The organism is Kitasatospora sp. NBC_00458 (assembly GCF_036013975.1).
Lineage (GTDB): Bacteria > Actinomycetota > Actinomycetes > Streptomycetales > Streptomycetaceae > Kitasatospora.
This window is the reverse complement of the sequence record NZ_CP107904.1, coordinates 2,296,505-2,320,906: the sequence shown is the minus strand read 5'-3', so window position 1 is coordinate 2,320,906 and position 24,402 is coordinate 2,296,505. Positions and strand designations below refer to the sequence as shown.

The 24,402-nt window shown below is 75.0% G+C and carries 20 protein-coding genes and 2 pseudogenes; 10 read left to right on the top strand and 12 right to left on the bottom strand.

Annotated features, from left to right (window positions below; genetic code table 11):
* Positions 1–18 precede the first annotated feature (18 nt).
* Positions 19–963 (bottom strand): SGNH/GDSL hydrolase family protein, encoded by a 945-nt coding sequence (locus OG550_RS08930; protein ID WP_327676145.1) that lies wholly within the window; start codon positions 961–963, stop codon positions 19–21.
* 351 nt (positions 964–1,314) lie between these two features.
* Between OG550_RS08930 and OG550_RS08925 the strand changes: the two genes are divergently transcribed.
* Positions 1,315–2,970: an FAD-binding dehydrogenase gene (locus OG550_RS08925; RefSeq protein WP_327676144.1), complete on the top strand. Its 1,656-nt coding sequence runs from the start codon at positions 1,315–1,317 to the stop codon at positions 2,968–2,970.
* Positions 2,971–3,261: 291 nt separating this feature from the next.
* On the opposite strand, the gene OG550_RS08920 is transcribed toward OG550_RS08925, so the two are convergent.
* The gene (locus tag OG550_RS08920; protein ID WP_327676143.1) at positions 3,262–3,918 is read right to left on the bottom strand and encodes an NADPH-dependent F420 reductase; all 657 of its coding nucleotides are present in this window, start codon (positions 3,916–3,918) and stop codon (positions 3,262–3,264) included.
* A 102-nt stretch (positions 3,919–4,020) separates the two neighbouring features.
* Between OG550_RS08920 and OG550_RS08915 the strand changes: the two genes are divergently transcribed.
* On the top strand, positions 4,021–4,392 hold the full coding sequence (locus tag OG550_RS08915; RefSeq protein WP_327676142.1) for a winged helix-turn-helix transcriptional regulator: 372 nt from the start codon (positions 4,021–4,023) through the stop codon (positions 4,390–4,392).
* 72 nt (positions 4,393–4,464) lie between these two features.
* Here the strand turns inward: OG550_RS08915 and OG550_RS08910 are convergent, their stop codons facing one another.
* The gene (locus OG550_RS08910; protein WP_327676141.1) at positions 4,465–4,815 is read right to left on the bottom strand and encodes an ArsR/SmtB family transcription factor; all 351 of its coding nucleotides are present in this window, start codon (positions 4,813–4,815) and stop codon (positions 4,465–4,467) included.
* Positions 4,816–4,906: 91 nt separating this feature from the next.
* On the opposite strand from OG550_RS08910, the gene OG550_RS08905 reads away from it, so the two are divergent.
* The 4 genes from OG550_RS08905 to OG550_RS08890 all read left to right on the top strand — a co-directional run bounded on the left by OG550_RS08905 (position 4,907) and on the right by OG550_RS08890 (position 10,765).
* On the top strand, positions 4,907–6,907 hold the full coding sequence (locus OG550_RS08905; RefSeq protein ID WP_327676140.1) for a heavy metal translocating P-type ATPase: 2,001 nt from the start codon (positions 4,907–4,909) through the stop codon (positions 6,905–6,907).
* A gap of 6 nt (positions 6,908–6,913) precedes the next feature.
* The gene (locus tag OG550_RS08900; protein WP_327676139.1) at positions 6,914–7,324 is read left to right on the top strand and encodes a (2Fe-2S) ferredoxin domain-containing protein; all 411 of its coding nucleotides are present in this window, start codon (positions 6,914–6,916) and stop codon (positions 7,322–7,324) included.
* Positions 7,325–7,487: 163 nt separating this feature from the next.
* Positions 7,488–7,739, top strand: a complete 252-nt coding sequence (locus OG550_RS08895; protein WP_327676138.1) for a hypothetical protein — start codon at positions 7,488–7,490, stop codon at positions 7,737–7,739.
* 251 nt (positions 7,740–7,990) lie between these two features.
* Positions 7,991–10,765: a SpaA isopeptide-forming pilin-related protein gene (locus OG550_RS08890; RefSeq protein WP_327676137.1), complete on the top strand. Its 2,775-nt coding sequence runs from the start codon at positions 7,991–7,993 to the stop codon at positions 10,763–10,765.
* Positions 10,766–10,900: 135 nt separating this feature from the next.
* On the opposite strand, the gene OG550_RS08885 is transcribed toward OG550_RS08890, so the two are convergent.
* The gene (locus OG550_RS08885) at positions 10,901–11,560 is read right to left on the bottom strand and encodes a ThuA domain-containing protein (protein ID WP_327676136.1); all 660 of its coding nucleotides are present in this window, start codon (positions 11,558–11,560) and stop codon (positions 10,901–10,903) included.
* A gap of 156 nt (positions 11,561–11,716) precedes the next feature.
* On the opposite strand from OG550_RS08885, the gene OG550_RS08880 reads away from it, so the two are divergent.
* A complete protein-coding gene (locus tag OG550_RS08880; RefSeq protein WP_327676135.1) occupies positions 11,717–13,384 on the top strand; it encodes a purple acid phosphatase family protein in 1,668 nt (555 codons plus the stop codon).
* Positions 13,385–13,519: 135 nt separating this feature from the next.
* On the opposite strand, the gene OG550_RS08875 is transcribed toward OG550_RS08880, so the two are convergent.
* Entirely contained in the window at positions 13,520–13,852 is a 333-nt protein-coding gene (locus OG550_RS08875; protein WP_327676134.1) for a YnfA family protein, read from the bottom strand.
* A gap of 114 nt (positions 13,853–13,966) precedes the next feature.
* Positions 13,967–15,181, bottom strand: a complete 1,215-nt coding sequence (locus tag OG550_RS08870; protein ID WP_327676133.1) for a pyridoxal phosphate-dependent aminotransferase — start codon at positions 15,179–15,181, stop codon at positions 13,967–13,969.
* Between the two features lie 97 nt (positions 15,182–15,278).
* On the opposite strand from OG550_RS08870, the pseudogene OG550_RS08865 reads away from it, so the two are divergent.
* Positions 15,279–15,630, top strand: a pseudogene (locus OG550_RS08865) (winged helix-turn-helix transcriptional regulator); the annotation flags it as partial.
* 605 nt (positions 15,631–16,235) lie between these two features.
* On the top strand, positions 16,236–16,970 hold the full coding sequence (locus tag OG550_RS08860; RefSeq protein ID WP_442906139.1) for an SGNH/GDSL hydrolase family protein: 735 nt from the start codon (positions 16,236–16,238) through the stop codon (positions 16,968–16,970).
* Between the two features lie 236 nt (positions 16,971–17,206).
* Here the strand turns inward: OG550_RS08860 and OG550_RS08855 are convergent, their stop codons facing one another.
* Entirely contained in the window at positions 17,207–17,698 is a 492-nt protein-coding gene (locus OG550_RS08855) for a MarR family winged helix-turn-helix transcriptional regulator (RefSeq protein WP_327676131.1), read from the bottom strand.
* A gap of 54 nt (positions 17,699–17,752) precedes the next feature.
* Positions 17,753–19,390 (bottom strand): DUF2079 domain-containing protein, encoded by a 1,638-nt coding sequence (locus OG550_RS08850; RefSeq protein ID WP_327676130.1) that lies wholly within the window; start codon positions 19,388–19,390, stop codon positions 17,753–17,755.
* Between the two features lie 294 nt (positions 19,391–19,684).
* Here OG550_RS08850 and OG550_RS08845 point away from each other — a divergent pair.
* A pseudogene (locus OG550_RS08845) lies at positions 19,685–20,488 on the top strand (pentapeptide repeat-containing protein); the annotation flags it as partial.
* A 535-nt stretch (positions 20,489–21,023) separates the two neighbouring features.
* On the opposite strand, the gene OG550_RS08840 reads toward OG550_RS08845, so the two are convergent.
* From OG550_RS08840 to OG550_RS08825, 4 genes are all read right to left on the bottom strand, one after another.
* A complete protein-coding gene (locus tag OG550_RS08840) occupies positions 21,024–21,314 on the bottom strand; it encodes a hypothetical protein (RefSeq protein WP_327676129.1) in 291 nt (96 codons plus the stop codon).
* 125 nt (positions 21,315–21,439) lie between these two features.
* The gene (locus OG550_RS08835; protein ID WP_327676128.1) at positions 21,440–22,045 is read right to left on the bottom strand and encodes a hypothetical protein; all 606 of its coding nucleotides are present in this window, start codon (positions 22,043–22,045) and stop codon (positions 21,440–21,442) included.
* Complete coding sequence (locus OG550_RS08830; RefSeq protein ID WP_327676127.1) at positions 22,042–23,403, bottom strand: DUF7224 domain-containing protein; 1,362 nt, start codon at positions 23,401–23,403, stop codon at positions 22,042–22,044. Before OG550_RS08830 ends, OG550_RS08835 begins: the two co-directional genes overlap by 4 nt.
* A gap of 1 nt (position 23,404) precedes the next feature.
* Positions 23,405–24,238 carry an ATP-binding cassette domain-containing protein gene (locus tag OG550_RS08825; protein WP_327676126.1) on the bottom strand — a complete coding sequence of 278 codons (834 nt, stop codon included), beginning with the start codon at positions 24,236–24,238 and terminating at the stop codon, positions 23,405–23,407.
* Positions 24,239–24,402 lie beyond the last annotated feature (164 nt).

Here is a 24,402-nt window from a genome sequence, read left to right as displayed (position 1 = left end):
CGCGGGTCGGCTCCCGTGCTACTTCAGCGCGTTGAGGACGGCGTCCGCCATCACCCGCTCGCCGGTGGCGTTCGGGTGGAACGGTACGGCCGGGGAGCCGGGCAGAGCGCCCTCGATCCAGCGGTCGTCCGAGCAGACGTCGTGCCCGGCGGTCGGTGCGGCGGTGTCCACGTAGGTGGCGCCGTTGGCGGCGGAGGCGGACTTCAGCATCGCGTTGATCCGGCCGAGCACGCTGTTCAGGTACGGGATGTCGCGCGGGGCGATGGGCTGGCGGAGCACGCAGGCGGAGCCGTCGGCGGGCAGCACGGACGGGTAGCCGACCACCAGGATCCGGGCCTTCGGCGCCTTGGCGCGGATCCGCTTGAGGGTGTCCGCGACCTGCGGGGCCACCGCGGCGACCCGGTCCGCGAGGTCGTCGTCGCCGTACCGCCAGGACCAGCTGGACCAGTCCCAGTGGCCGTGGTGGTAGAGGTCCTTGCACGGCGTGCCGAGCGGGTTGACCACCGCGCCGGCGATGCAGGCGCCGATCACCTCGCCGATCCCGAGGTCGCTGATGCCCAGGTCGTTGCCGCCGATCCCCAGGGTCACCAGGTCGGTGTCGGCGGTCACCGCGTCCAGCTGCGGGTCGTTGACCCGGATGAAGGCGTCGTACTGCGGCTGCGTCATCGCCTTCACCTTGGCGGCCGCGCAGGTGACGTCGGTGTAGGCGGCGGCGTGCAGGGCGGCCGCGACCAGGTGGCCGTAGTTGCGGTCGGAGCGGAGGCAGAGGCCGGCCGACTGGCCGGGTACGCCGGCGCCGGCGGCGTAGGAGTCGCCGAGGGCCACGTAGTGGCGGGGGGCCGGGGTGGCGGCCTGCGCGCTGGTGGTGGTCAGGGCGAGGGCGGCGCCCAGCGCGGCGGCGCCGAGCAGGGCGGATTTCCGGGAGGTGCGGGTCGTGCGGCGATTCCGGGCAGGGCGGAGCACGGTTCCTCCTGGGGGAGAGAAACGGGTGGGTGGGGGCGTGCGAGCCTGGCCACAGCTACTGACAGGTAAGTTACTTCCGGGTTTCGTGTCCGTCCATGCTTCGTGCGGAAATTCCCGAAAATCCGTCAGGAGTATTTCGCATTTCGCTCCGCGGTGTATCGAAGGTATTTCCGAAACGGGGTGGAGCGGAATTCGTGCTGCCGTTCGTCACCGCGGCGGCCGGGCCCCCGACCTGTTGACGGGCCCCGGCGCAGGCCGCAGTATCGGGCGCACGCACACCGCCCCCGCCCGCCGCGTCCGCGGGTGCCGCCGCGCACCCCGCACCGCCGGAGCACCGATGGAGGAGCCCGCATGGCCCTGGACGCCGACGTCATCGTCATCGGAGCCGGACTCGCGGGCCTCGCCGCGACGGCCGAGCTCGCCGACGCCGGACGGAAGGTGATCCTGCTCGACCAGGAGCCCGCGGCCTCGTTCGGCGGCCAGGCCCACTGGTCCTTCGGCGGCCTCTTCCTGGTCGACTCGCCCGAGCAGCGGCGCATGCGGATCCGCGACTCGCCCGCCCTCGCCTGGCAGGACTGGCTCGGCACCGCGGGCTTCGACCGCCCCGAGGACGCCTGGCCGCGCCGCTGGGCCGAGGCCTACGTCGACTTCGCGGCGGGCGAGAAGCGGGCCTGGCTGCGCGCGATGGGCGTCCGCTTCTTCCCCGTCGTCGGCTGGGCCGAGCGCGGCGGGCAGCTCGCCGACGGCCCGGGCAACTCCGTCCCCCGCTTCCACATCACCTGGGGCACCGGCCCCGGACTGCTCGAACCCTTCGTCCGCCGGGTCCGCGAGGCCGCCGCGCGCGGACTGGTCGACGTCCGCTTCCGCCACCGGGTCACCGGCCTGTCGGGGAGCGCCGGAGCCGTCGACACCGTCACCGGCGAGGTGCTCGTCCCGAGCGGCGCCGCCCGCGGCGAGGCCAGCTCGCGGGAGGCCGCCGGCCGCTTCGAGCTGCGCGCCCAGGCCGTGATCGTCACCTCCGGCGGCATCGGCGGCAACCACGACCTGGTCCGCAAGGCCTGGCCGGCCCGGCTCGGCACCCCGCCCGAGCGGATGCTCTCCGGAGTCCCCGCCCACGTCGACGGCCTGATGCTCGGCATCACCGGCGACGCCGGGGGCCACCTGATCAACGGCGACCGGATGTGGCACTACACCGAGGGCATCGCCAACTGGGACCCGGTCTGGGCCCGGCACGGCATCCGCATCCTGCCCGGCCCGTCCTCGCTCTGGCTCGACGCGCTCGGCCGCCGGCTGCCCGTCCCGCTCTTCCCCGGCTTCGACACCCTCGGCACGCTGGAGCACATCCGCACCACCGGGCACGACCACACCTGGTTCGTGCTCAACCGGCGGATCATCGAGAAGGAGTTCACCCTCTCCGGCTCCGAGCAGAACCCCGACCTCACGGGCCGCTCCCTGCGCGGCGTCCTCGCCCGCGCCCTGCCCGGCGCCCCCGGTCCCGTCCGGACCCACCTCGACCACGGGCCCGACTTCGTCGTCGCCGGGAACCTCCACGACCTCGCCCGGGCGATGAACGCCAAGACGCGCACCCGGCTGATCGACCCGGCCGAACTGCGCCGCGTCGTCGAGGCCCGCGACCGCCAGCTCGCCAACCCCTTCGCCAAGGACCTCCAGGTCACCGCGATCCACGGGGCCCGCCGCTACCTCGGCGACAAGCTGATCCGCACCGCCGCCCCGCACCGCATCCTCGACCCGGCCGCCGCGCCGCTGATCGCCGTGCGGCTGAGCGTCCTCACCCGCAAGTCGCTCGGCGGCCTGGAGACCGACCTCTCGGCCCGCGTCCTGCGGCCGGACGGCTCGGTACTGGACGGCGTCTACGCCGCGGGCGAGGCGGCCGGGTTCGGCGGCGGCGGCGTCCACGGCTACCGCTCCCTGGAGGGCACCTTCCTCGGCGGCTGCCTCTTCTCCGGCCGCGCCGCCGGACGCGCGGCGGCGGAGGCGACGGGTTAGGGCGTGTCGGCAAAGTCGCGTCGGACCAGGGCCTTCGCCGACGCGCCCTGGCCGGCGACGGGGGCCGGCGGGCCGGGCGGGCGGTGCCGCCCGCCGGGCCCGGAGCGGGATCCGGGCGGCGCGCCCCGGGTGGCCCGGCCCGGCCGGCGGGGGTGTGCCCGGGGTGAGGTGGGTCCGGGGGTCGGCGCGGGGGCCGGGGGTGCGGGGGCCGGGGGCGGGGCCGTCCCCTGTTCGGCCCCGTCCCCGGCCCGGACCCGCGCCGTCCCCGGCCCGGACCCGCGGCCCGCCCGCTCAGGCGGCCGGTGCCCCCGAGTACAGCCGGGGCGGAAGGACGCCCCGCGCGTCGTGGCCGGCGAACCAGAGCCCGATGGCGAACGCGGTCGCCGCCTCCAGCAGCCCGGTGCGGGCCAGCGGCCCGGCCGTCACCGGCGTCGCGCCGAGGTCGGCGGTGAGACGGGCGACCAGGGCGAGGGCCCCGGGGTCGTCCCCGCAGAGCGGCACGGTGAGCGGGCGGCCCTCGAACACCGGCGGGGTGAGCCGCCAGACGCTCTCGTGGCAGGTGTTGAACGCCTTCACCACATGGGTGCCGGGCGCGGCGGCGGCGATCCGCTCGGCCATCGACGGGCCCCCGGCGGTGGTGAGGGCGGGTCCGTGGGGGCCGGGGGCGAGCGGGTTGGTGCAGTCGACCAGCACCTGCCCGGTCGGCGGGGCCACCGCCGTGACCACCTGCTCCACCACACCGGCCGGAACGGCGAGCAGCAGCACCTCGCCGAACCCGGCCGCCTGGACGGGGCCCTGGACCGCGCGCGCCCCGTGGCCGGCCAGTTCCGCCGCCTCGGCCGCCCGTGCGGCGTCCCGGGCGCCGAACGCCACCTCGTGCCCGGCACGGGCCCACTGCCCGCCGAGCGCGCGCGCCATGTTCCCCGCGCCGATGATGCCGATCCTCATGCGCATGCCCTTCCCGTGCAGGCCCGTTCGGCCCGTTCGGGATGACACTAGGAGCGCCGCCGGTTACCGATCGGTGCGTGACCGACGACCTGCGGGGGAGCGATGGACGAGAATCCGGGCGGGACCTATCTGGCCGACTGCCGGGCCCGGGCGGCCTTCGACCTGCTCGCCAACACCTGGAGCCCGGTGCTGCTCTGGGCGCTGCGCGACGCCCCGCAGCGCCCCGGCGTGCTGCGCGCCCGGATCGGCGGGATCAGCGCCAAGGTGCTGACCGAGAACCTGCGCCGCCTCGAACACAACGGCCTGGTGGAGCGGTGCAGCCACCCCGGGTCCCCGCCCCGGGTCGAGTACGGGCTCACCCCGCTCGGCCGCACCCTCCTGCCGGCCCTGGAGACCCTGGGCGACTGGGGTGCGAGGCACGGCGAAGCCGTCCTGGACGCCCAGGACCGCGCGGCCGGGGACGAGGTGCGCTGAGGCCGCCGCCGCGGTGTCCGCCGCGTCCTCGGCGCCGGGGCCTCAGCCCCCGCGGCCCCCCGTCAGCCCCCGTCAGCCCTCGTCGGTGAGGCCGAGGCGGAGGTGGTCGACGTGGTAGACGGCCTGGTCGAGGAGGGCGGCGACGTGGTCGTCGTGGAGCGAGTAGACGACCGAGCGGCCGCGCCGTTCGCCGACCACCAGGCCGAGGTTGCGGAGCAGTCGGAGCTGGTGGGAGCAGGCGGACTGCTCCATGCCGACGGCGTCGGCGAGTTCGGTGGCGGCCCGCGGGCCCTCGCGGAGCTGGGCGAGTATCAGCAGGCGCGAGGGGGTGGCGAGGGCCTGGAGCGTACTGGCCACCTTGGCCGCGTTGGACGCGTCCAGGCGCATCTTCGGCACGGCGTGCTCGGCGGCTGAGTGTCCCATGGGGGAATCCTACGGGGCCGGTCCCAGGCCCGGGCGGCCGTCCATATGAACACATGAAGGTGTGTTCATGTGTTCCTGTATCGTGACGCCCATGTCCGCCACCGTGCTCGCCCGGCCGCCCGCGCCCGCCCCGCCCGCCGTACCGCAGCCCCACCGCACCCGGGCGCTCGCCCTGCCGGAGACGCGCTGGGCCGCCGCCGCCCTGGTGGCCTTCCTGACCGCACTCGCCGTCCAGCTGCCCGGCGGCCCCGGCTGGGCGTCCGGCACCCTCTACGCCGCCGCGTACCTGGCCGGCGGATGGGAGCCGGCCCTGGCCGGACTGCGGGCACTGCGCCAACGGACCCTCGACGTCGACCTGCTGATGGTGGTCGCCGCCCTCGGCGCCGCCGCCATCGGGCAGGTCGCGGACGGCGCCCTGCTGATCGTGATCTTCGCGACCAGCGGCGCCCTGGAGGCCCTGGCCACCGCCCGCACCGCCGACTCCGTCCGCGGCCTGCTCGACCTCGCCCCCGCCACCGCCACCCGGCTCCGCGAGGACGGCACCGGCACCGGCACCGGTCCGACGGGCACCGAGGAGACCGTCCCCACCACCGAACTCGCCGTCGGCGACACCGTGCTGGTCCGCCCCGGCGAGCGGATCGGCGCCGACGGCCGCGTCCTCGACGGCAGGAGCGACGTCGACCAGGCCACCATCACCGGCGAACCGCTCCCCGCCCCCAAGACCGCCGGCGACGAGGTCTACGCGGGCACCCTCAACGGCGCCGGCACACTGCGCATCCGCGTCGAACGGGACGCCGCCGACACCGTGATCGCCCGGATCGTCGCCATGGTCGCCGAGGCCTCCGAGACCAAGGCCCCCACCCAGCTCTTCGTCGAGAAGGTCGAACAGCGCTACGCCGTCGGCCTGGTGGCCGCCACCCTGCTGCTCTTCGCCGTCCCGCTCGCCCTCGGGGCCGACCTGTCCGGCACCCTGCTGCGCGCCATGACCTTCATGATCGTCGCCTCGCCCTGCGCCGTGGTCCTCGCCACCATGCCGCCGCTGCTCTCCGCCATCGCCAACGCCGGACGGCACGGCGTGCTGGTCAAGTCGGCGGTCGTGATGGAACGGCTCGGCCGGACCGACGCCGTCGCCCTGGACAAGACCGGCACCCTCACCGAGGGCACGCCCCGGGTCACCGACCTCCGCCCGACCGGCGGCCTCACCGGCCTCGAACTGCTGGGGCTCGCCGCCGCCGCCGAACACCCCAGCGAGCACCCGCTCGCCCGCGCCGTCGTCGCCGCCGCCCGCGAACGCGGCATCACCGTCCCGACGGCCACCGACTTCACCGCCACCCCGGGCGTCGGCGTCCGCGCGGTGGTGGACGGCGCGGTCGTCGCCGTCGGCGCCCCCGGCCCCTACCGCGACCACCCCGAGGTCACCGCCCTGGAAGCGGTCGGCCGCACCGCCGTCCTCGTGCTCCGCGACGGCGAACCGGTCGGCGTCCTCGGCCTCGCCGACCGCCCCCGCGAACACGCCGCCACCGCCGTCCGCGCACTCACCGCCCTGACCGGCCGCCCGCCGGTACTGCTCACCGGCGACAACCCCCGCGCCGCCGAGCACCTGGCCCGCCAGGTCGGGCTGACCCGCGTCCGGGGCGGACTGCTGCCCCAGGAGAAGGCCGCGGCCGTCCGCGAACTGGCCGACGCCGGCCACCGGGTGCTGATGGTCGGCGACGGCGTCAACGACGCCCCCGCGCTGGCGGCCGCACACACCGGGGTGGCGATGGGCCGGGCCGGCTCGGACCTCGCCCTGGAGACCGCCGACGCGGTCGTCGTCCGCGACGAGCTCACCGCCGTCCCGGCCGTGGTGGCGCTCTCCCGGCGGGCCCGCCGACTGGTGGTGCAGAACCTGGTGATCGCCGGGGCGTTCATCACCCTCCTGGTCGTCTGGGACCTGGCAGGTACGCTGCCACTGCCGCTCGGCGTCGCCGGGCACGAGGGCTCCACCGTGATCGTCGGCCTCAACGGCCTGCGGCTGCTGCGCGAACGGGCGTGGCGGCGGGCCCTGGACAACGAGGCGCGCCACGAGACCCCGCGCCGAGAGGAGAACTGAGACACGATGAGCCGCCGAGACCGCGAGCGCCCCGGCAAGCAGGGCCCGGCGTCCCCCGTGACGGTCACCGTCTGCCGGGGCTGCTGCTGCGGCACGGAGCAGAAGCACCCGGGCATAGACCACGCCGGCCAGTACGACCGGCTGCGCACGGCGGTCGGCGACGCGGGCCGGGTCCGGGCCGTCAAGTGCCTCGACACCTGTGCGCACTCGAACGTCGTGGTGGTCGGCCCCTCCAGCGAGGGCCGCGCGGCCGGCGGGCGCCCCGTCTGGCTGGGCTGGGTCCTCGCCGACGACATGATCGAGGAGATCGCCGAGTGGGTGCAGGCCGGCGGCCCCGGCCTCGCCGACCCGCCGGGGATGCTCGACCTCCAGCAGATCGCGGTCTCCCGCCGCGTCCGCGAGGGCCTGTCGGGCTGACCGCCCCGCGCGCCGGGTCCGGCACCGCCCGGGATCCCCGGCGGCCCCGGGGATCCCGCGAGCCCCAGGGGCCCCGGCGAAAGCGGCCCGAAGCGGACGGCCCGGGGTTTACGGGCCATGACAGGGCCTAGCATGACCTTGGTTCCGACCCGGGAGGAAGACGATGACCACGGTCTGCCGCATCTGCGCGGGCACCGGCCGCACCGCCGGCCTCAGCTGTCGGACCTGCCAGGGCACCGGCACCACCGAGGTCGGCGGAGGCGGCGGCAACTGCTTCCTCTGCGACGGCACCGGCGTCTACGTGCGCTACCGGGTCGACGCCACCGGCGCCAAGCACGCCTACCGCGACGAGATCTGCCGCACCTGCGACGGCACCGGCAACCGGGCCCCCTCCCCCTGGGACGAGTCCGCCTGAGCGGGCGGGCGCGTACCGTCCCCCCGAGGCCGCCCGCCCCCGTGGACGGTGATCCTGCCCGCCTGCCCGCCTGCCCGCCTGCCCGCCTGCCCGCCTGCCCGCCTGCCCGCTGTGGCCGCCGCCCGTGCCCGGTGCCCCTGCCCGCCGCCTGGGTGACGGTTGGTCTGAGCGGGTACGCCGGGTCACCGCATCAGCGTAGGTGGCCACCCCACCGGTGACCCGATTCGTACAAGCTGCCGGACGCTACGACTATGGCTTCCTTCAACCGGCTGCTCTCCCGCGTCCGCAGACGCGCCGGAGCACTCGCCATCCCCTGTACCGTCATCTCGGCCCTCGTCCCGGTGCTCGCCCTCGGCCCCGGGGCGGTCACAGCCGTCGCCGCACCGCTCCCCGGCGGCCTGGGGCCCTGCGTCCCGGGCGACTGCCCGGACCCGTACCCGAGCTCGATCAACAACGGCCCGTTCGCCGGCCGGGACAACGGCGTCAACGTCTTCGTCGGCGGCGACTTCTCGGTCACCGGCCGCGCCGCCGAGGCCGAGGGACGCGTCGTCGTCCTCAACAACTTCAGCCAGGCCAAGGAGCTGGGAGTCAGCTCCATCTACAACGTCGGCATCGCCGGCGTCGGCTCCCGCGTACCCCCGTCGGACGGGGCCGACTTCCTCACCACCGGCGGCAGCATCACGGTCGTCCCCGGCCAGACCCTGGTCGCCGAGGGCGGTGTCGTCCGCCACGCCGGCACGGTCACCGGCACGGTCACCGGCACCCTGGTCACCGACCCCAACGCCGTCCAGCCCTACAGCGGCCTGCGCGACCAGCTCAGCTCCGCGTCCGACTGCTACGCCCGGGTCAACGGCACGCCCCGCACCGCCACCGGCACCGCGGTGAACCAGGGCGGGCAGACCCTGTTCACCGGCGACGGCAGCTCGGCCCTCCAGGTGTTCAACGTCGACTTCGACCTCACCGGCCCGACCGGCGGCCAGCAGGGCATCGTCTTCGCGAACATCCCCGCGGGCGCCACGATCCTGGTCAACGTGACCGGGGCCACCCGGGCCCTGAACACCTTCAGCGGCGGCATCAACGACAGCGACGACCCGCTCAACGCCTACCGCGACCACCTGCTCTGGAACTTCCCCGACGCCTCCGTCGTCAGCCTGGCCGGCACCGGCCAGTTCCAGGGCAGCTTCCTGATCGGCGAGCAGGCCTCGGTGAGCACGGTCACCCTCGCCGGGGTCAACGGCCGCTTCTTCACGGCCGGCTCGCTCAACCACACCAGCCTGGCCACCGGGGGCGGCGGCCAGGAGTTCCATGCCTGGCCCTTCAACGGAAGCCTTCCCGACTGCGGCACCACCCCGGTCACGGGCGAGGTGCGGGTCCTGAAGACGGACTCGGTGACGGATGCGCCGCTTGCGGGTGGCGTCTTCGAGCTGTGGGAGGAGACCAACGGCGTTCCCGGCCTGCAGACGTCGGGCGCGGACCCGGACACCCAGGTGGGCGGGTCCTGCACCACGGGGGCGAACGGCCTCTGCACCCGGACGGTCGAGGTCGGGACGTACTACTGGCGTGAGACCGCCGCTCCACCGGGATACCAACTGCCCGCGAATCCGGTGTTCGGTCCGCTGGTGCTGACGCCGGAGAACGCGGCGGCGGGTGTGCAGGTCACCGCTGCCGACCAGCCGCAGCCGCCGGTGACGGGTGAGGTGCGGGTTCTGAAGACGGATGCGAACACGGCTGCGCCGCTTGCGGGTGGTGTGTTCGAGCTGTGGGAGGAGACCAACGGGATTCCGGGTCTTCAGACGTCGGGTGTGAACCCGGACACCCAGGTCGGTACGTCGTGCACGACGGGTGCGAACGGTCTGTGCACCCGGACGGTCGAGGTCGGTACCTATTACTGGCGTGAGACCGCTGCCCCGTCGGGGTACCAGCTTCCGGCGAATCCGGTGTTCGGTCCGCTGGTCCTGACGCCGGCCAATGCCGCCCAGGGTGTGCAGGTCACCGCTGCCGACCAGCCGCAGCCGCCGGTGACGGGTGAGGTGCGGGTTCTGAAGACGGATGCGAACACGGCTGCGCCGCTTGCGGGTGGTGTGTTCGAACTGTGGGAGGAGACCAACGGGATTCCGGGTCTTCAGACGTCGGGTGTGAACCCGGACACCCAGGTCGGTACGTCGTGCACGACGGGTGCGAATGGCCTGTGCACCCGGACGGTCGAGGTCGGTACCTATTACTGGCGTGAGACCGCTGCCCCGTCGGGGTACCAGCTTCCGGCGAATCCGGTGTTCGGTCCGCTGGTCCTGACGCCGGCCAATGCCGCCCAGGGCGTGCAGGTCACCGCCGCCGACCAGCCGCAGCCCCCGGTGACGGGCGAGGTGCGGGTCCTCAAGAAGGACGCGAACACGGGCGCCGTGCTCGCCGGCGCGGTGTTCGAGCTGTGGAAGGAGACCAACGGCATCCCCGGTCTCCAGACCTCCGGCGTGAACCCGGACACCCAGGTCGGCGCGCCGTGCACCACGGGTGCGAACGGCCTCTGCACCAGGACGGTCGAGGTGGGCGGCTACTACTGGCGTGAGACCGCCGCTCCTCCCGGGTACCAGCTCCCGGCCAACCCGGTGTTCGGTCCGCTGGTCCTGACGCCGGAGAACGCGCAGCAGGGCGTGCAGATCACGGCGCGCGACTGCCCGTCGCCGAAGCCCCCGGCCGACGGCTCGATCCACCTCACCAAGAAGGACGCCGAGACGGGCCGGCCGCTGAGCGGCGCGGTGTTCGAGCTGTGGAAGGAGACCAACGGCATCCTCGGCCTGCAGACGTCCGGTGCGAACCCGGACACCCGGACCGGGGCGTCCTGCACCACCAAGGCGGACGGCGGGTGCGACTTCCGGCACCTGCCCGCGGGCCAGTACTACCTGCGGGAGACCGTCGCGCCCCCCGGCTACGACCTTCCGCGCGACCCGGTGACCTGCCCCTACACGGTCGACGACGATGACTGCGTCACCGTCGTGCTGACCAACAGGAAGCACGACGACGACTGCTAGGAACGCAGGACGTCGGGAACACGGGAACAGCTGACCGTCGGAACGCCGGACCCGCCCGGAGCCCCTCGCTCCGGGCGGGTCCGGCGCGTGCCCGGCTGCCGTGACACCCGTTGCCGCCGGGGCTCCGGTGCGCGCTCAGGCCAGGACGTGCCGCAGCCCCCCGAGCAGGTGGGCGCGGAAGGCCGGGTCCGCGTACGCCTCGGGGGCGTGGCCGAGGGAGGTGTAGAAGGTGGGGACGCCGTCGTGCTCACCGCACCAGGCGATCGGGTGGCGGTCGGCGAGCCCCATCGAGGCCCCCCGGTAGTCGGCCTCGTCGACGGTGAGCAGGACGCGGGCGCCCCGCTCGCGCGGGTCGGAGCGGAAGTCGTACCACTCGTCGGTCCACTCCCAGCGCGCCGGGAGGTGGGCGGTGGCCGGGTGGCCTGCGTCGGCGACCGCGACGTACGCGCGCTGGATCGGCGGGTGCCGGTCGAACCTGGCGCCCACCAGGCCCTCGAACCACGGCCACTCGTACGCGGTGGTCGAGGCCGCGTGCACGCCCAGCCAGCCGTGACCGGCGGTCAGGTGCGCGCGCAGGGCGTCCTGCCCGGCCTCGTCGAGGACCTCGCCGCCGGTGGAGAGGAAGACCACGGCCGCGTACCGGCGCAGGACGTCGGGCCGGAAGACGGCCGGGTCCTCGGTGGCGTCGGCGGTGAAGCCGTGCCGCACGCCGAGCTCCTCCAGCGCCCGGGAGCCGTCCAGGGCCGAGGCGTGCGGGAAGCGGAGGTTGCGACGGTAGATCAGGATCCGTGCCATGGGGGATGATCCTGCCAGGTGGGCGGGGTGGCGGCCGGTCCCGAGGGGGCCTTTGCCGAGGCATGGCAGAACATTGGCGTCCGACTGACCGGTGCGCCGGGGCTCGTTCACCGGGCGTCCGTGTGCGGTCAACACGCCGCTGGAAGAGTCCGGTTCATGGAAACTCCGAACATGGGCGTGCCCGCGAAGCTCGCCGAACGCATGAGCATGGCCGAGCAGCACGAGTACCTGCGGGCCCGGTTCTCGCGCCGCCGGATGCTGCGCGCCGGAGCCGTCTCGGTGAGCGCGCTGGCGGTGGGCGGCGCGCTGGGCAGCGGCACCGCCACGGCGGCCCCGGTCTCGCCGCAGCTGCTGACGGGGGGTACGGCGGCGGGCATCGACGGCTCGCTGGTCGCCCCGATCGGCCGCCACCTGGCCTTCGGCCCCGAGCCGGACACCCAGTTCCGGGTCTCCTGGCAGGTCCCGGCCCCCGTGAAGCGGCCCTTCCTGCGCTACGGCAGGCACCCTTGGGACCTCGGCCACAGGATCGAGGCGGAGGTGCGCGCGCTGCACACCCCGGCGCTCACCCCGACCGGTCAGCCGGTGGACCAGTACTACCTGCACGTGGCGCTGGAGGACCTCGCCCCCGACACCACCTACTACTACGGCGTCGGCCACCAGGGCTTCGACCCGGCCTCGCAGCAGGCGGTCTCCACCCTGGGCACCTTCCGCACCGCGCCCTCGCGCGACCACCGCTGGGGCAAGGTGTACGAGCCGTTCACCTTCACCGCCTTCGGCGACCAGGGCGTGAGCGACCACGCCAAGGGCAACGACCACGTCATCCTGGCCCAGGACCCGGCCTTCCACCTGCACGCCGGCGACATCTGCTACGCCGACCCGGCCGGCTCCGGCCAGGACTCCGACAAGTCGGTCTACAACGCCGCGACCTGGGACGCCTTCCTGGCGCAGACCGAGACGGTGGCGTCGAAGGTCCCGTGGATGGTCTCCTACGGCAACCACGACATGGAGGCCTGGTACTCGCCCAACGGCTACGGCGGCGAGAACGCCCGCTTCTACCTGCCGGACAACGGCCCGGACCGGCGGGCCGTCCCCGGCGTCTACTCGTTCCGCTACAAGAACGTGGGCGTCATCTCGCTGGACGCCAACGACGTCTCCTACGAGATCCCGGCGAACCTGGGCATCTCGGCGGGCAAGCAGACCCGCTGGCTGGAGCGGACCCTGAAGGACCTGCGGAACGACGAGACCGTCGACTTCGTGGTCGTCTTCTTCCACCACTGCGCGTTCTCGACGACCCACCAGCACGCCTCCGAGGGCGGGGTGCGCGAGGCCTGGGTGCCGCTGTTCGAGAAGTACCGGGTCGACCTGGTGATCAACGGCCACAACCACGTGTACGAGCGCACCGACGCGATACTCGGCAACAAGGTCTCCCGGGCGGTGCCGAGCGGCGGCACCGTCGAGCCGGCCAGGGACGGCGTGGTGTACGTGACCGCGGGCGCGGCCGGTCGCAGCCTGTACAGCTTCGACGCGCCGGACACCTACGAGGGCCACGAGCAGCGGGTCGACGCGGTGAACACCTACCACTTCGCCAAGGGCGGGGTGAAGGTGACCGAGACGGTCGAGTGGTCGCGGGTCCGCTACACCGGATACTCCTTCATCAAGGTCGACGTGAAGCCGGCGCACCTGGGCCTGAAGTCGGAGATGACGGTGACCGCCCTGAAGGAGGACGGCACCCGGGTCGACCACTACACGATCCTGCGCACGGTCGGCGAGGGCTGGGACAGCGACCACGACGACGACGGCCAGGGCGGCGGCTGGGGCCGGTAGCCGCTCCTGCCGCTCTGCCGTTCCTGCCGTTCTGTCGTTCCTGCCGTTCCTGTCGTTCCGCCTGTCCCGCGGCTCCGCCGATCGGTCGGACGCCCGGTCCGCGCTCGGCGGGCGGCCGTCACGGGCCCCGGTGCCTCAGCGCCGGGGCCCGTACATGATCACGGCGACCCCGGTGAGGCAGACCAGCGCGCCGAGCACGTCGTAGCGGGTGGGCCGGAAGCCGTCCACGACCACCCCCCAGAGCAGCGAGCCGGCCACGAACACCCCGCCGTAGGCGGCCAGCACCCGCCCGAAGTCCGCGTCGGGCTGGAGCGCGGCGACGAACCCGTACCCGCCGAGCACGACGACCCCCAGGCCGGCCAGCCACCACGGCCGGTCCTCGCGCACGCTCTGCCAGATCAGCCAGCAGCCCCCGATCTCGGCGACCGCGGCGAGGGCGAAGAGGACGGCGGAGCGCAGAACGGTCATGGAAGCCCAGCCTAGGCGCTCGCGTGCCCCTGCCCGGTGCCGTGCCCGGTGCCGTGCCGGTGGTGGGGCTCCGGCCCGGGCGGTGGCGGCCCGGCGAGATCCGAAAGGGAGGGCCTAGACCTGCCGGTAGGTGGCCAGGAAGCGGCCGATCCGGTTGATCGCCGTCTCCAGGTCGTCGGCCCGGGGGAGGGTGACGAAGCGGAAGTGGTCGGGGCGGGGCCAGTTGAAGCCGGTGCCCTGGACGACGTGGATCTTCTCGCGGAGCAGCAGGTCCAGCACGAAGCGCTCGTCGTCGACGATCCGGTGGACGGCGGGGTCCAGCTTGGCGAAGGCGTACAGCGCGCCCTTGGGGCGGACGCAGCTGACGCCGGGGATCTCGTTGAGCGCCCGGTGGGCGACGTCGCGCTGCTCGGTGAGGCGGCCGGTGGGCAGGACCAGGTCGTTGATGGACTGGTGGCCGCCGAGCGCGGCCTGGACGGCGTACTGGGCCGGGACGTTGGGGCAGAGCCGCATGCCGGAGAGCATGGTGAGGCCCTCCAGGTAGTCGGACGCGTGCTGCTTGGGCCCGGAGACGACCAGCCAGCCGCTGCGGAAGCCGGCCACCCGGTAGGACTTGGAGAGGCCGTTGAAGGTGAGGGTGAGGACGTCCTCGGCGAGTGCGGCCAGGCAGTGGTGCTCGGTGCCGTCGTAGAGGATCTTGTCGTAGATCTCGTCGGCGAGGACCATCAGCTGGTGCCGGCGGGCGAGGTCGAGGATGCCCTCCAGCAGCTCCTTCGGGTAGACCGCGCCGGTGGGGTTGTTGGGGTTGATGACGACGATGGCCTTGGTGCGGGCGGTGATCTTGGACGCGATGTCGTCGAGGTCCGGGTACCACTCCGCCTGCTCGTCGCAGGCGTAGTGCACGGCCTTGCCGCCCGCCAGCCGGACCACGGCGGTCCAGAGCGGGTAGTCCGGCATCGGGACGAGCACCTCGTCACCGTCGTCCACCAGTGCGGTGACGGCCATCTGGATCAGCTCGGAGACGCCGTTGCCGAGGAAGACGTCGTTGACGGTGACGCCGCTGACGCCGCGCTGCTGGTAGTACTGCACGACGGCGCGCCGGGCGGGCAGGATGCCGCGGGAGTCGCTGTAGCCGTGGGCGTTGGGGAGGTTGCGGATGATGTCCTGGATGATCTCCTCGGGCGCCTCGAAGCCGAACGCGGCCGGGTTGCCTGTGTTCAGCCGGAGCACGCTGTGCCCGGCCTCCTCCAGCGCGTTGGCCTGGTCGACCACCGGCCCGCGGATCTCGTAGCACACGTCATTCAGCTTGCTGGACTGCCGAAACTCCATCTGCGGCCTCCCGACCGTCGCACCGCATCGATCCTGGTTGCTTTGTTCTACCAAGTAAGCACTTGGAAAGTCCAACCTTTTGGCTATGCTGATCCACATGTCACGCCGAAGCTACGACCAGTACTGCGCCGTCGCCCGCGCCCTGGACGCGGTGGGGGAGCGCTGGAGCCTCCTGATCGTCCGTGAACTCCTCGCCGGCCCGCGCCGCTACACCGACCTCCACGCCGACCTGCCCGGCGTCTCCACCGACATCCTCGCCGCGCGCCTCAAGCAGCTGGAGGGCGAGGGGCTGGTGGGCCGTCGCCGGCTGGAGCGGCCGGCCAACGCCACCGTCTACGAGCTGACCGACCGCGGGGCCGCCCTCCGCCCGGTCGTCGACGCGCTCGGTGCCTGGGGACTCCCGGCGCTCGGCGAGCAGCGGCCGACCGACGCGGTGCGGTCGCACTGGATCACGGGGGAGCCGGACGCGGCGTCAGGCCGGCTGCCGGCCGGGCCGTCGGCCGGGGTGGGTCCGGAAGGCGCCTCGGAGGCGGCGGTGGAGGCGGCGGCAGAAGCGGCGGACGGCGCGGTGCTCGCGGGCTAGCCGACCCCGCCGCAGGCCGACCCGCCGGAGTCCGCCCCCGGCTCCGTCGGCCCGGGCGTCCGCGCCGCCGCCCGGGCCCGGCCCCTGTTCCGGTGGCTTCCGTCCCGGGACGCGACCCGGCCGCGGGGGCGCCCGTGTGGGAGGCGCCGCACCCGCGGCCCGGCGGTGCCGGGAATTCGCCGCCGCGTCCGGAACCCCCCGATGCCGGTCGTCGATCCGCGCAGACGGCCCGCGCTGCTCGCGGCCGTCCCTCCCGACCCGCACGACTCTGCCGGGCGGCGATAAACGGCGGATCGGCATCCGCTTGTCGCCCGCCCCGGCCCGGCGGCCCGGCGGGGGTGCCGCCGGAAGGGGCACCGGCCCTGCGCGTACGATCGTCGGGCCATCGAGAAGACTGCGGAGAACGCCGTGCGCCACGCGCCCACCACCTACAGCAGTTACGTCGCCGTCGGAGACTCCTTCACCGAGGGCATGTGCGACGAGCTGCGGTCCGACGGCCACTACCGGGGCTGGGCGGACCGCCTCGCCGACCGCCTCGCCGCCGAGCACCCGGCCGGGGACTTCCGGTACGCCAACCTCGCCGTCCGCGGCAAGCTCATCGGCCAGATCCACGACGAGCAGATCGACACCGCCGCCGCGATGGGCGCCGAACTGGTCACCCTCGCCGGCGGCCTCAACGACGTGCTGCGGCCGCGCTGCGACGTCGCCCGCGTCGAGGAGCTCCTCGGCCGCTCCGCCACCGTGCTGCGCGCCACCGGCGCCACCGTGGTCATGTTCACCAGCACCGACCCGACCCGGCGGATGGCGGGCTCGGCCCGGCTGCTCCCGGCCATCCTGCGGATGAAGGGCTTCGTCCACGAGCTCGCCCAGGACCCGGGCATCGCCGTGGTCGACCTCTTCTCGGCGCCCTGCTTCGACGACCGCAGGCTCTGGGCCGAGGACCGGCTGCACCTCTCGCCCGAGGGCCACCGCCGGGTCGCCGAGGCCGTGCTGGAGGCGCTCGGCCGCCCCGCCGCCTTCGACTGGCGCGCGCCGCTGCCGCCCGCCGCCCCGCCCCGCCGCACCGAGAAGCTGGCCGCCGACGCCCGCTGGGCCCGGACCCACCTGGGCCCGTGGGTCGGCCGCCGGCTCACCGGCCGCTCCTCCGGTGACGGCCGCCCGCCGAAGCGCCCGGAGCTGCTGCCGTTCGAGGAGTGCGAGGCGTAGCAGCCGGCGGCCGTCGGCGGCCGGCCGTCGGCAGTCGGCGGGTGTGCAGGTGTGGGACGGACGCCAGGGCAGCCGCAGGGCCTCTTTGCAAAGTCCCGTCGGACCAGGCCCGGGCCGGTGGGGGCACCTCCCGGCGGGAGGCTGGGGTGGGGGTACCTCCCGGCCGGAGGCTGGGGGAGGTTCCCGGTGTCGCGGACCCGGCGGGACTTTGCAAAGTGGGACTTTGCAAACACTTCTCAGGGCCGCTCGGCTCCCTCGACGTTGGCGATCATCCGGCGCAGCACCCGGAGGGCGGCGGCGTACTCCTCGTCGTCGATGCCCTGGTGGACCACGGCGCGCAGCTCGGTCACCAGCGCGCGCAGCCTCAGCCTGGCGGCCTCCCCGGCGTCGGTGAGGTGCAGGCGCCGTTCGGCGTCGGCGCGGAGCCAGCCGCGGTGGAGCAGCTGGTCGACGACCCGGCCGATCTCGTGCGGCCCGTCCGCGAGCGGCGACAGCTGGGCGACCACCTCCTCGCGGACCGGCGCCGCGGGCCCGCCGTTCACGCGGTTGAGCACCCAGTACTGGGGCTGGGTGGCGTCGATCCCGGCCATGGCGTCGCGCAGGTGCCGGGTGACGGCCGCGTGGGCCAGTCCGCTCCAGTAGCCGACGGGCTGGGTGGCCAGCAGGTCGTCGGTGGCGGCCGGGTCGGCCGGTGCCTGGTCGGTGGTGGTTCCGGTCGGTTGTTCCATGATCACGAAGCTACAAGCCGACGCCCCCGCCACCCGGCCCGGGGGTCCGGCCGGTCAGCCCCGGAAGAGGTTGTGGCCGACGTCCGACGGGACCTCGTCCTGGTACGGGGTGCTGTCCGGGCCGGGCACGTGCTCGCCGGGGACCGGCTCGGTGCTCTCCCGGTGCAGCAGGACGACACCGTCCTCCGACCAGAGCGTCCGGTAGCCGTGCGCCAGCAGCAGCTCGATCCTGGCCGCCTGCTCGCGGTCGGTCCGGAACGGGAAGGACCGCTTGTCGGCACGGATCAGCACGTACTCGCGGCCGCGCGGCTTCTCGTCCACGAGGACCACGTCGGTCCGGGCGGTCAGCCTGGGCGCGGCCTGGTTGTCGGCCTCGACGGAGGCGCCGTCCGGGATCCGCTCGGCACCGCGCAGCAGCGCGGCCTCGCTCGTCTTCGGCTGCCAGTAGCCGGGCACGAACAGGTTCGCCGCCCCGAGCGGCAGCGCCACCGCGACGGTGAGGGCCGCGGCCGCCACGCCGAGGCGCCGGGTCAGGACGCGGTCGTGGCGGCGGCCCAGCACCTCCAGGGCGGCGACCAGCAGGATCGGCCAGAGGAACGCGTCGTAGTGCCGGGCGATCGACCAGTGGTTCGGGTTGCTGGAGAGCACCCGCTCGGCGAGCAGCGGCAGGGCGCAGAGGATCGTCGCGGAGCGCAGCGGCAGGAGGAGGAGCGTGCCGAAGATCCAGAGCAGCAGCAGCGGCTTGAGCGGTGCGTCGACGAAGGCCGAGACGAGCCGGGTCGGGTCGGACAGCACGTTGGCGACGGCCGAGCCGCCGTCCTCGCCGAGCGCCTGGTAGTTCCAGTAGTAGCCGGGCACCCCGCCCATCGCCGGGACCAGCCAGGCGATCGCGACGGCCGAGGCGAGCGGCCCGCCGACCAGCAGGCCGGTGCCCCAGCGGGCGGTCTGCCGGCGCCGCGCCGGATCGGTGTCCCGGCGGGCCCGCAGCAGCAGCACCAGCCCGTACGCGCCGACCGCCAGCCCCATGTCCTCCTTGGTGCAGCAGAGCAGCAGCGCGGCGAGCGCGGCGGTGCCGTAGCGGCGGGCCAGCCCGCGCTCCAGCATCAGCAGGGTGAGCGGCACCGCGAACGCCACCTCGTGGAAGCCGCCGCGCGAGGCCACCAGCAGCGGCCAGCCCAGCCCGTACGCGAGCGCGGCCAGGTCGGCGGCACGGCGGGCGGTGCGCGGGTCGGCGCCGGCGAAGCAGTGGTCGGCGACGCGGCGGATCAGCGGCACACCGGCCGCGAAGCAGAGGGCCTGGCCGAGGAGGAGCGAGCGCGGGTCGTCCCAGAGCCAGTAGAGCGGCGCCATCAGGGCGATCACCGGGGAGAAGTGGTCGCCGAGGAGCGAGAAGCCGGGCGGGAACTCGTGGTGGTAGCTCTTGAGCGTCGACACCGGCAGTCCGAGGTTCGCGTAGCCGCGCACGCCCTGGTCGAAGATGCCGAGGTCGAAGCCGCCCAGCTGGGCGGTGGTCCACTGCTGGGCGCCGATGGCGAGGCAGACGGCGAAGCAGAGCGCGGTGAGCGCGATCGTGCGGGCGCGCGGGGGGAGGCGGAGGGCGGTGGGTCGGCCGGTGGCCGCGCCGACGGCTGCGGCTGCGGCGTCCCCGGTTCCGTCGGTGTCCGGGTACGGCGCCACGTCGTGCCGGGACATGCCTGGTTCCTCCACTGTGCTGTGCTGCTCGATGTGCCGTGCCGTGTCGTGCCACGCTGTGCGGTGTGCCCCGCGTGGTGCCGCCCTCGTCCTGCGCGGCCCCCGGAGCCGTCCGGATCCGCGCTGGTTCCGTCCTGCTTTCGTCCGGGCCGGCAGGTACTTCCGCCGTACTTCCGCCCGGACGGTCGCGTCCCGGTCGAACCGACACCGGCCGACCACACTAACCGACCGCCGTTCCGGCCTGTCGGTACGCTCTACAGCGCACCCACTGCGCGCGACCGGAGGAACGACAGCATCGTGACCGTCCCCAGCCTCGACCTCGTCTCCGACTGCGGGAGCTGCTTCGGGCTGTGCTGCGTCGCGCTGCCGTTCGCCGCCGGCACCGACTTCGCCGTGAACAAGTCCGCCGGCAGCCCGTGCCGGAACCTGCAGACCGACTTCACCTGCGGCATCCACGAGCGGCTGCGCGACACCGGTTTCACCGGCTGCACGGTCTACGACTGCTTCGGTGCGGGCCAGCACGTGTCGCAGGTCACCTTCGGCGGGCGCAGCTGGCGGGAGGCTCCGGAGAGCGGAGCGCGGATGTTCGAGGTGTTCCCGGTGGTGCGGCAGCTGCACGAGCTGCTCTGGTACCTCACCGAGGCGCTCACCTTCGCCCCCGCACGCCCGGTCCACGCCGAACTGCGCGCGGCGCTGGAGGAGACCGGGCGGCTCGCCGGCGGCACGCCCGAGGAGGTCCTGGCGGTCGACGTGCCCGGGCACCGGCAGCGCGTGGCCGAGCTGCTGCTGAAGGCGAGCGAGCTGGTCCGGGCCGCCGTTCCGCGCCGCCGCGACCACCGGGGCGCGGACCTGTTCGGCGCCCGCCTGCGCGGTGCGGACCTGCGCGGCGCCAGCCTGCGCGGTGCCCTGCTCGTCGCGGCCGACCTGTCCGGCGCGGACCTGCGGCTGGCCGACCTGATCGGCGCGGACCTGCGGGACGCCGATCTGGCGGGTGCCGATCTCACCGAGGCGCTCTTCCTCACCCAGGCCCAGCTCAACGCGGCGCGCGGTGACGCGACGACCCGCCTGCCGGAGGCGCTGAAGCGCCCGGGGCACTGGCCGGAGACGGCACCCGCCGAACCGGCCGGGCGAGGCGTCGGTCGCGGGGCGCCGACCGGTGGGCAGCGCGGTGGGCCGCGTGGCGGCGGCCGGCGCCAGGGCGGTCAGGGCCAGGGCCAGGGTCAGGGCAAGGGCCAGGGCAAGGAGCAGGGACGGAGCGGTCGCGGTCAGGGTGGTCAGGGCGGCCAGGGCGGCCAGGGCCAGAACGGTCAGGGGCGCAGCGGCCAGGGAGGCCAGGGCCAGGGCGGTGGGCGCCGTGGTGGCGGTCGCGGCGGCGCCGACGGTGGTGGACGGCAGGGCGGGTCGCGCCCCCGCTGAGGCCCCGTCGGAGCCTCGGGCGGCCCGGCCGGGCGCCCCGCCGTCCGGGCCGCCCACCGCGGGGCGGCTGCGCCGGACCGGCCGGGGCCACCCCGCCGTCGGCTCGGCTCCGGCGGAGCCTCGGCCCCGGCTCGGGACGGTGGTGCCCGCCCGCACGGGAAGCGGGCCGGTCCGACCTCCCGTGCGGGGCCGCGGCGTACTCGTGCGGCCGGACGGGTCAGCGCACGTCGACGCTCGTGCCGAACTCGTACAGGCCCTCGCTGCCGGGCGCGAGGAGGGCGACCACCTGGCCGGTGCAGTCCTGCCGGGTGTAGACGCGGACGAGCCCGTCGGTGCGGTTGCTGACGGCGAGGGGCCGGAGGTCCCCGTTGTAGCAGCCGCTCGGGTTCTCGTAGCGGTGGCCGCCGACGGTGAGCACGCCGTCGGCGGCGAAGGCGGTGGCGGGCAGGGCGAGGGCGAGCGCTCCGGCCGCGGCGAGCGCGGCGCAGGCGGTGGCGGGACGTCGCATGGTGGTTTCTCCGGTTCGGCGGGTGGTGTGGCCGGCGGCGCGGGTGGCCGCCCCGGGGCAGTCTGCGGACGATCCGTCGGCGAGTGCCGCCGTGTCACTCGAACGGGGACGGCTCGGCGAGTCGGTCAGGCCGCCGACATGCGCAGGCCGGCCGCCGGACGTCGGCGGAGCAGTGCACAGGCCGAACCGGCGAGCACGGTGAGGGCGACGCCGGCGAGCGCGTACGCCGAACCGGCCGGGTGGAGCGGCCAGGCCCAGGGCTCGGGGCGGCCGTCCGGGCACCAGCCGGTCGCCGAGCAGAGCAGCGGGACCACGGCGAGCGCCGCGGCGGCCGGTCGGTGGCCGACCAGTGGGTGGAGCAGCAGCGCCAGGCCCAGGTAGCCGGTGATGTCGCGGGCGAGGACGACGGGGAGGCCGCCCTCTCCGGCCGCGTGGGCGAGGACCCCGGCCGCCGTGCCCGCCGCCGCGACGGTGAGGGCGAGGGCGACGTCCAGACCGCGCAGGAACCGCCCGGCGACCGCCTCCGTCCGCAGGTCTCCCCGGCCCAGTCCGTGCAGCAGGACGACTGCCGGGAGCAGGGTGACCACGTGTGCGACCAGGAAGTGTCCGGCCCGGCCGCGCAGCGCGGGCACCGGCAGTTCGCCGTCCCCGAGCAGCAGGCCGAGGGCGAACGTCCCGGCGAGCGCGAGGGCGACGGCCGGCACCGCGCGGGCCTTGCACCACCAGATCACCGGACACCGCCCGCCGTCCCGACGGCGGCCGGTTCGCCCGCCGCGGTTCCCGTCCCGGCCGCCGCTCCGGCCGGCCCGCCGCCCGGAGGCGGTGTGTCGTCCGGAGGCGGCGTGCCGCACCGTCCGAGCGACTCCACCGTCCGCCGGTACCAGTCGAGCTGGACGTCCGCCGGCAACCGGAGCAGCTGTTCCGCACGGGCGGCGTCCGCCTCGCCGAAGCGGCCGCCGACGGACGGCGGCACCGTGCGCCCGTCGGGGACCGCCCGAGCGGTGAGCCAGGCGGCGGCCGTGCCCGCCGCCGCACCCGCCGGGTACGGTTCGCCGCGCCTGGCGCAGTCCGGGATCCGGGGGAGCAGGCCGCCGACCACGGCGGGCGCGACCTCCTGGACCCGGGCGTCGGTCGGGACGCCCAGCTTGGCCTCGCCCGGCCCCGGTCGGGCGGCCATGGTGAACACCTCCGGAACGGCGATCCCGTGCCCGGCCAGGGTGTCGGCGACCCGCCCGGTCTCGGCGCGGACCAGGGCCGACCGGGCGGCGCCGAGTTCGGGCCAGAGGCAGACCCGCGGGCGTTCGCGGTCGCAGACCAGGGCGTCGGCGGACCGTTCGAGGACCGGCTCCGGGCCGAGGTCGCGGGCGGTGTGCGCGGCGAGGGCGGTCCCGCCCGCCGTCACCGCCAGCGCGGCGGCGAGGGCGAGCGGCGCGCCCCGCTGCCGGATCACCAGGGCCGCGGCCGCGCAGACCGCGGCCGAGAACACCAGCGGAGCCGCCACCGCGCGACCGTCCAGGACCTGGTCCACCGAGCAGCAGTCGGCGAGCCCGCCGCCGACCAGGTGCCGCGGCCAGTACGTGTCGAAGGAGGCGGGGTAGGCGTTCAGGACGAAGCAGCTGACCAGGGCGAGCGGGACGGCGACCACCGGTGCCAGGACCCGTCCGACGACCGAGCCGACCAGGGTGTCGGCGAGCAGGAGCCCGGCCCAGACGGCGAGCACGCCGGGCTGCGGCACCCCGGCCGCCGTGCCGCCCGCCACCGCGGTGGTCGCGAGCGCGGCCGCCATGCCCAGCCCGCCCATCACCGCGACGGGCAGGAGCACCGGCGCGGTGACGGTCAGCGGGGACCGGACCGGGGAGCGGTCGAAGACCCGGCCGCGGTGCAGCCGTCCGCCCTCCCAGGCCCCGGCGGCCGCACAGGCGGCGCCGGCGAACGGCAGCGCGAGGCTGGCGTGTCCGGCGGCGGCGAGCCCGTAGGCCGGGGTGACCCAGGCGGTCAGGTCGTCGCCGAGCGCGACCAGCACGAAGCCGAGCAGGAACGGCAGCACGCGGGTGCCGGCCGAGACCCGCAGGACGGTGCGCAGCAGCATGTCACGTCTCCCGTTCGATCAGGCGGGCGTACGCGGCCTCGGCGCTCGGGGTGCCGGGGCCGCGTACGCCGGTGCCGGGTGCCGCGGGTCCGGCCGGGGCGCCGGTACCGCCGCGGGCCGGGCCGCCGGGGTCCGGGGCCCCGGCGGCCGCGCCGTCCGCGAGCGCATGGAAGTCCGCGGTGCTGCCCTGGAACCGGACCCGGCCCGCGTCCAGCACCACCACGTGCCGGTAGGTCCCGGCGAGGTCCTCGGTCTGGTGGGTGGAGACGACCACGCTCACGTCCTCGGTCAACTCCTCGACCAGTGACCGGAACACCGTCCGCTGGGCCGGGTCGAGTCCGGCCGTGGGCTCGTCCATCAGGATCAGCTCGCTGTGGTGGGCCAGGCAGCCGGCGATGCCCAGCCGGCGGAGCTGGCCGCCGGAGAGCTGGTGGCCGGCCCGGTCGGCGAGCCGGTCCAGCCCGACCCGGGCGAGTGCGCCGGCCGAGGCCTGCCACGCGGCGGCCCGCGACATGCCCTTCAACCAGCCGCAGTACGCGACCTGTTCGCGGACGTTGAGCCCCGGGACCGGGGTGACCTGCTGGGGCAGCCAGGCCACCGCGCGCCGGTAGGCGGCCCGGTCGCCGCCGCCGGAGGCCGGGTTGACGCCGTGCCAGGTGACGGACCCGCGGTCCGGGTCCAGTTGGGAGGCGGCGAGGGCGAGCAGGGTGGACTTCCCCGCGCCGTTGGGGCCGAGCAGGACGGTGGCCGGGTTCTCGATCCTCAGGTCGAGGCCGGCGAAGAGGTTCGCCCTGCGGTCGTGCTGGAACGCGATGCGGTGGAATTCAAGGGCCATGGCGGGGTCGACGCATTTCGCTCGGGGGAGTGGGGCCGTCGTTCCGCGGGTGTCGGCGGACGGGGGCGTCCGTCGGCACGCCTCGGTGCGCAGGCACGTCGGCGGGGTCGGGCGGGGTCGGTGCGGGGGCTCGGGGAGTCGGGGGAGTTCGGGGGATCCGGCGC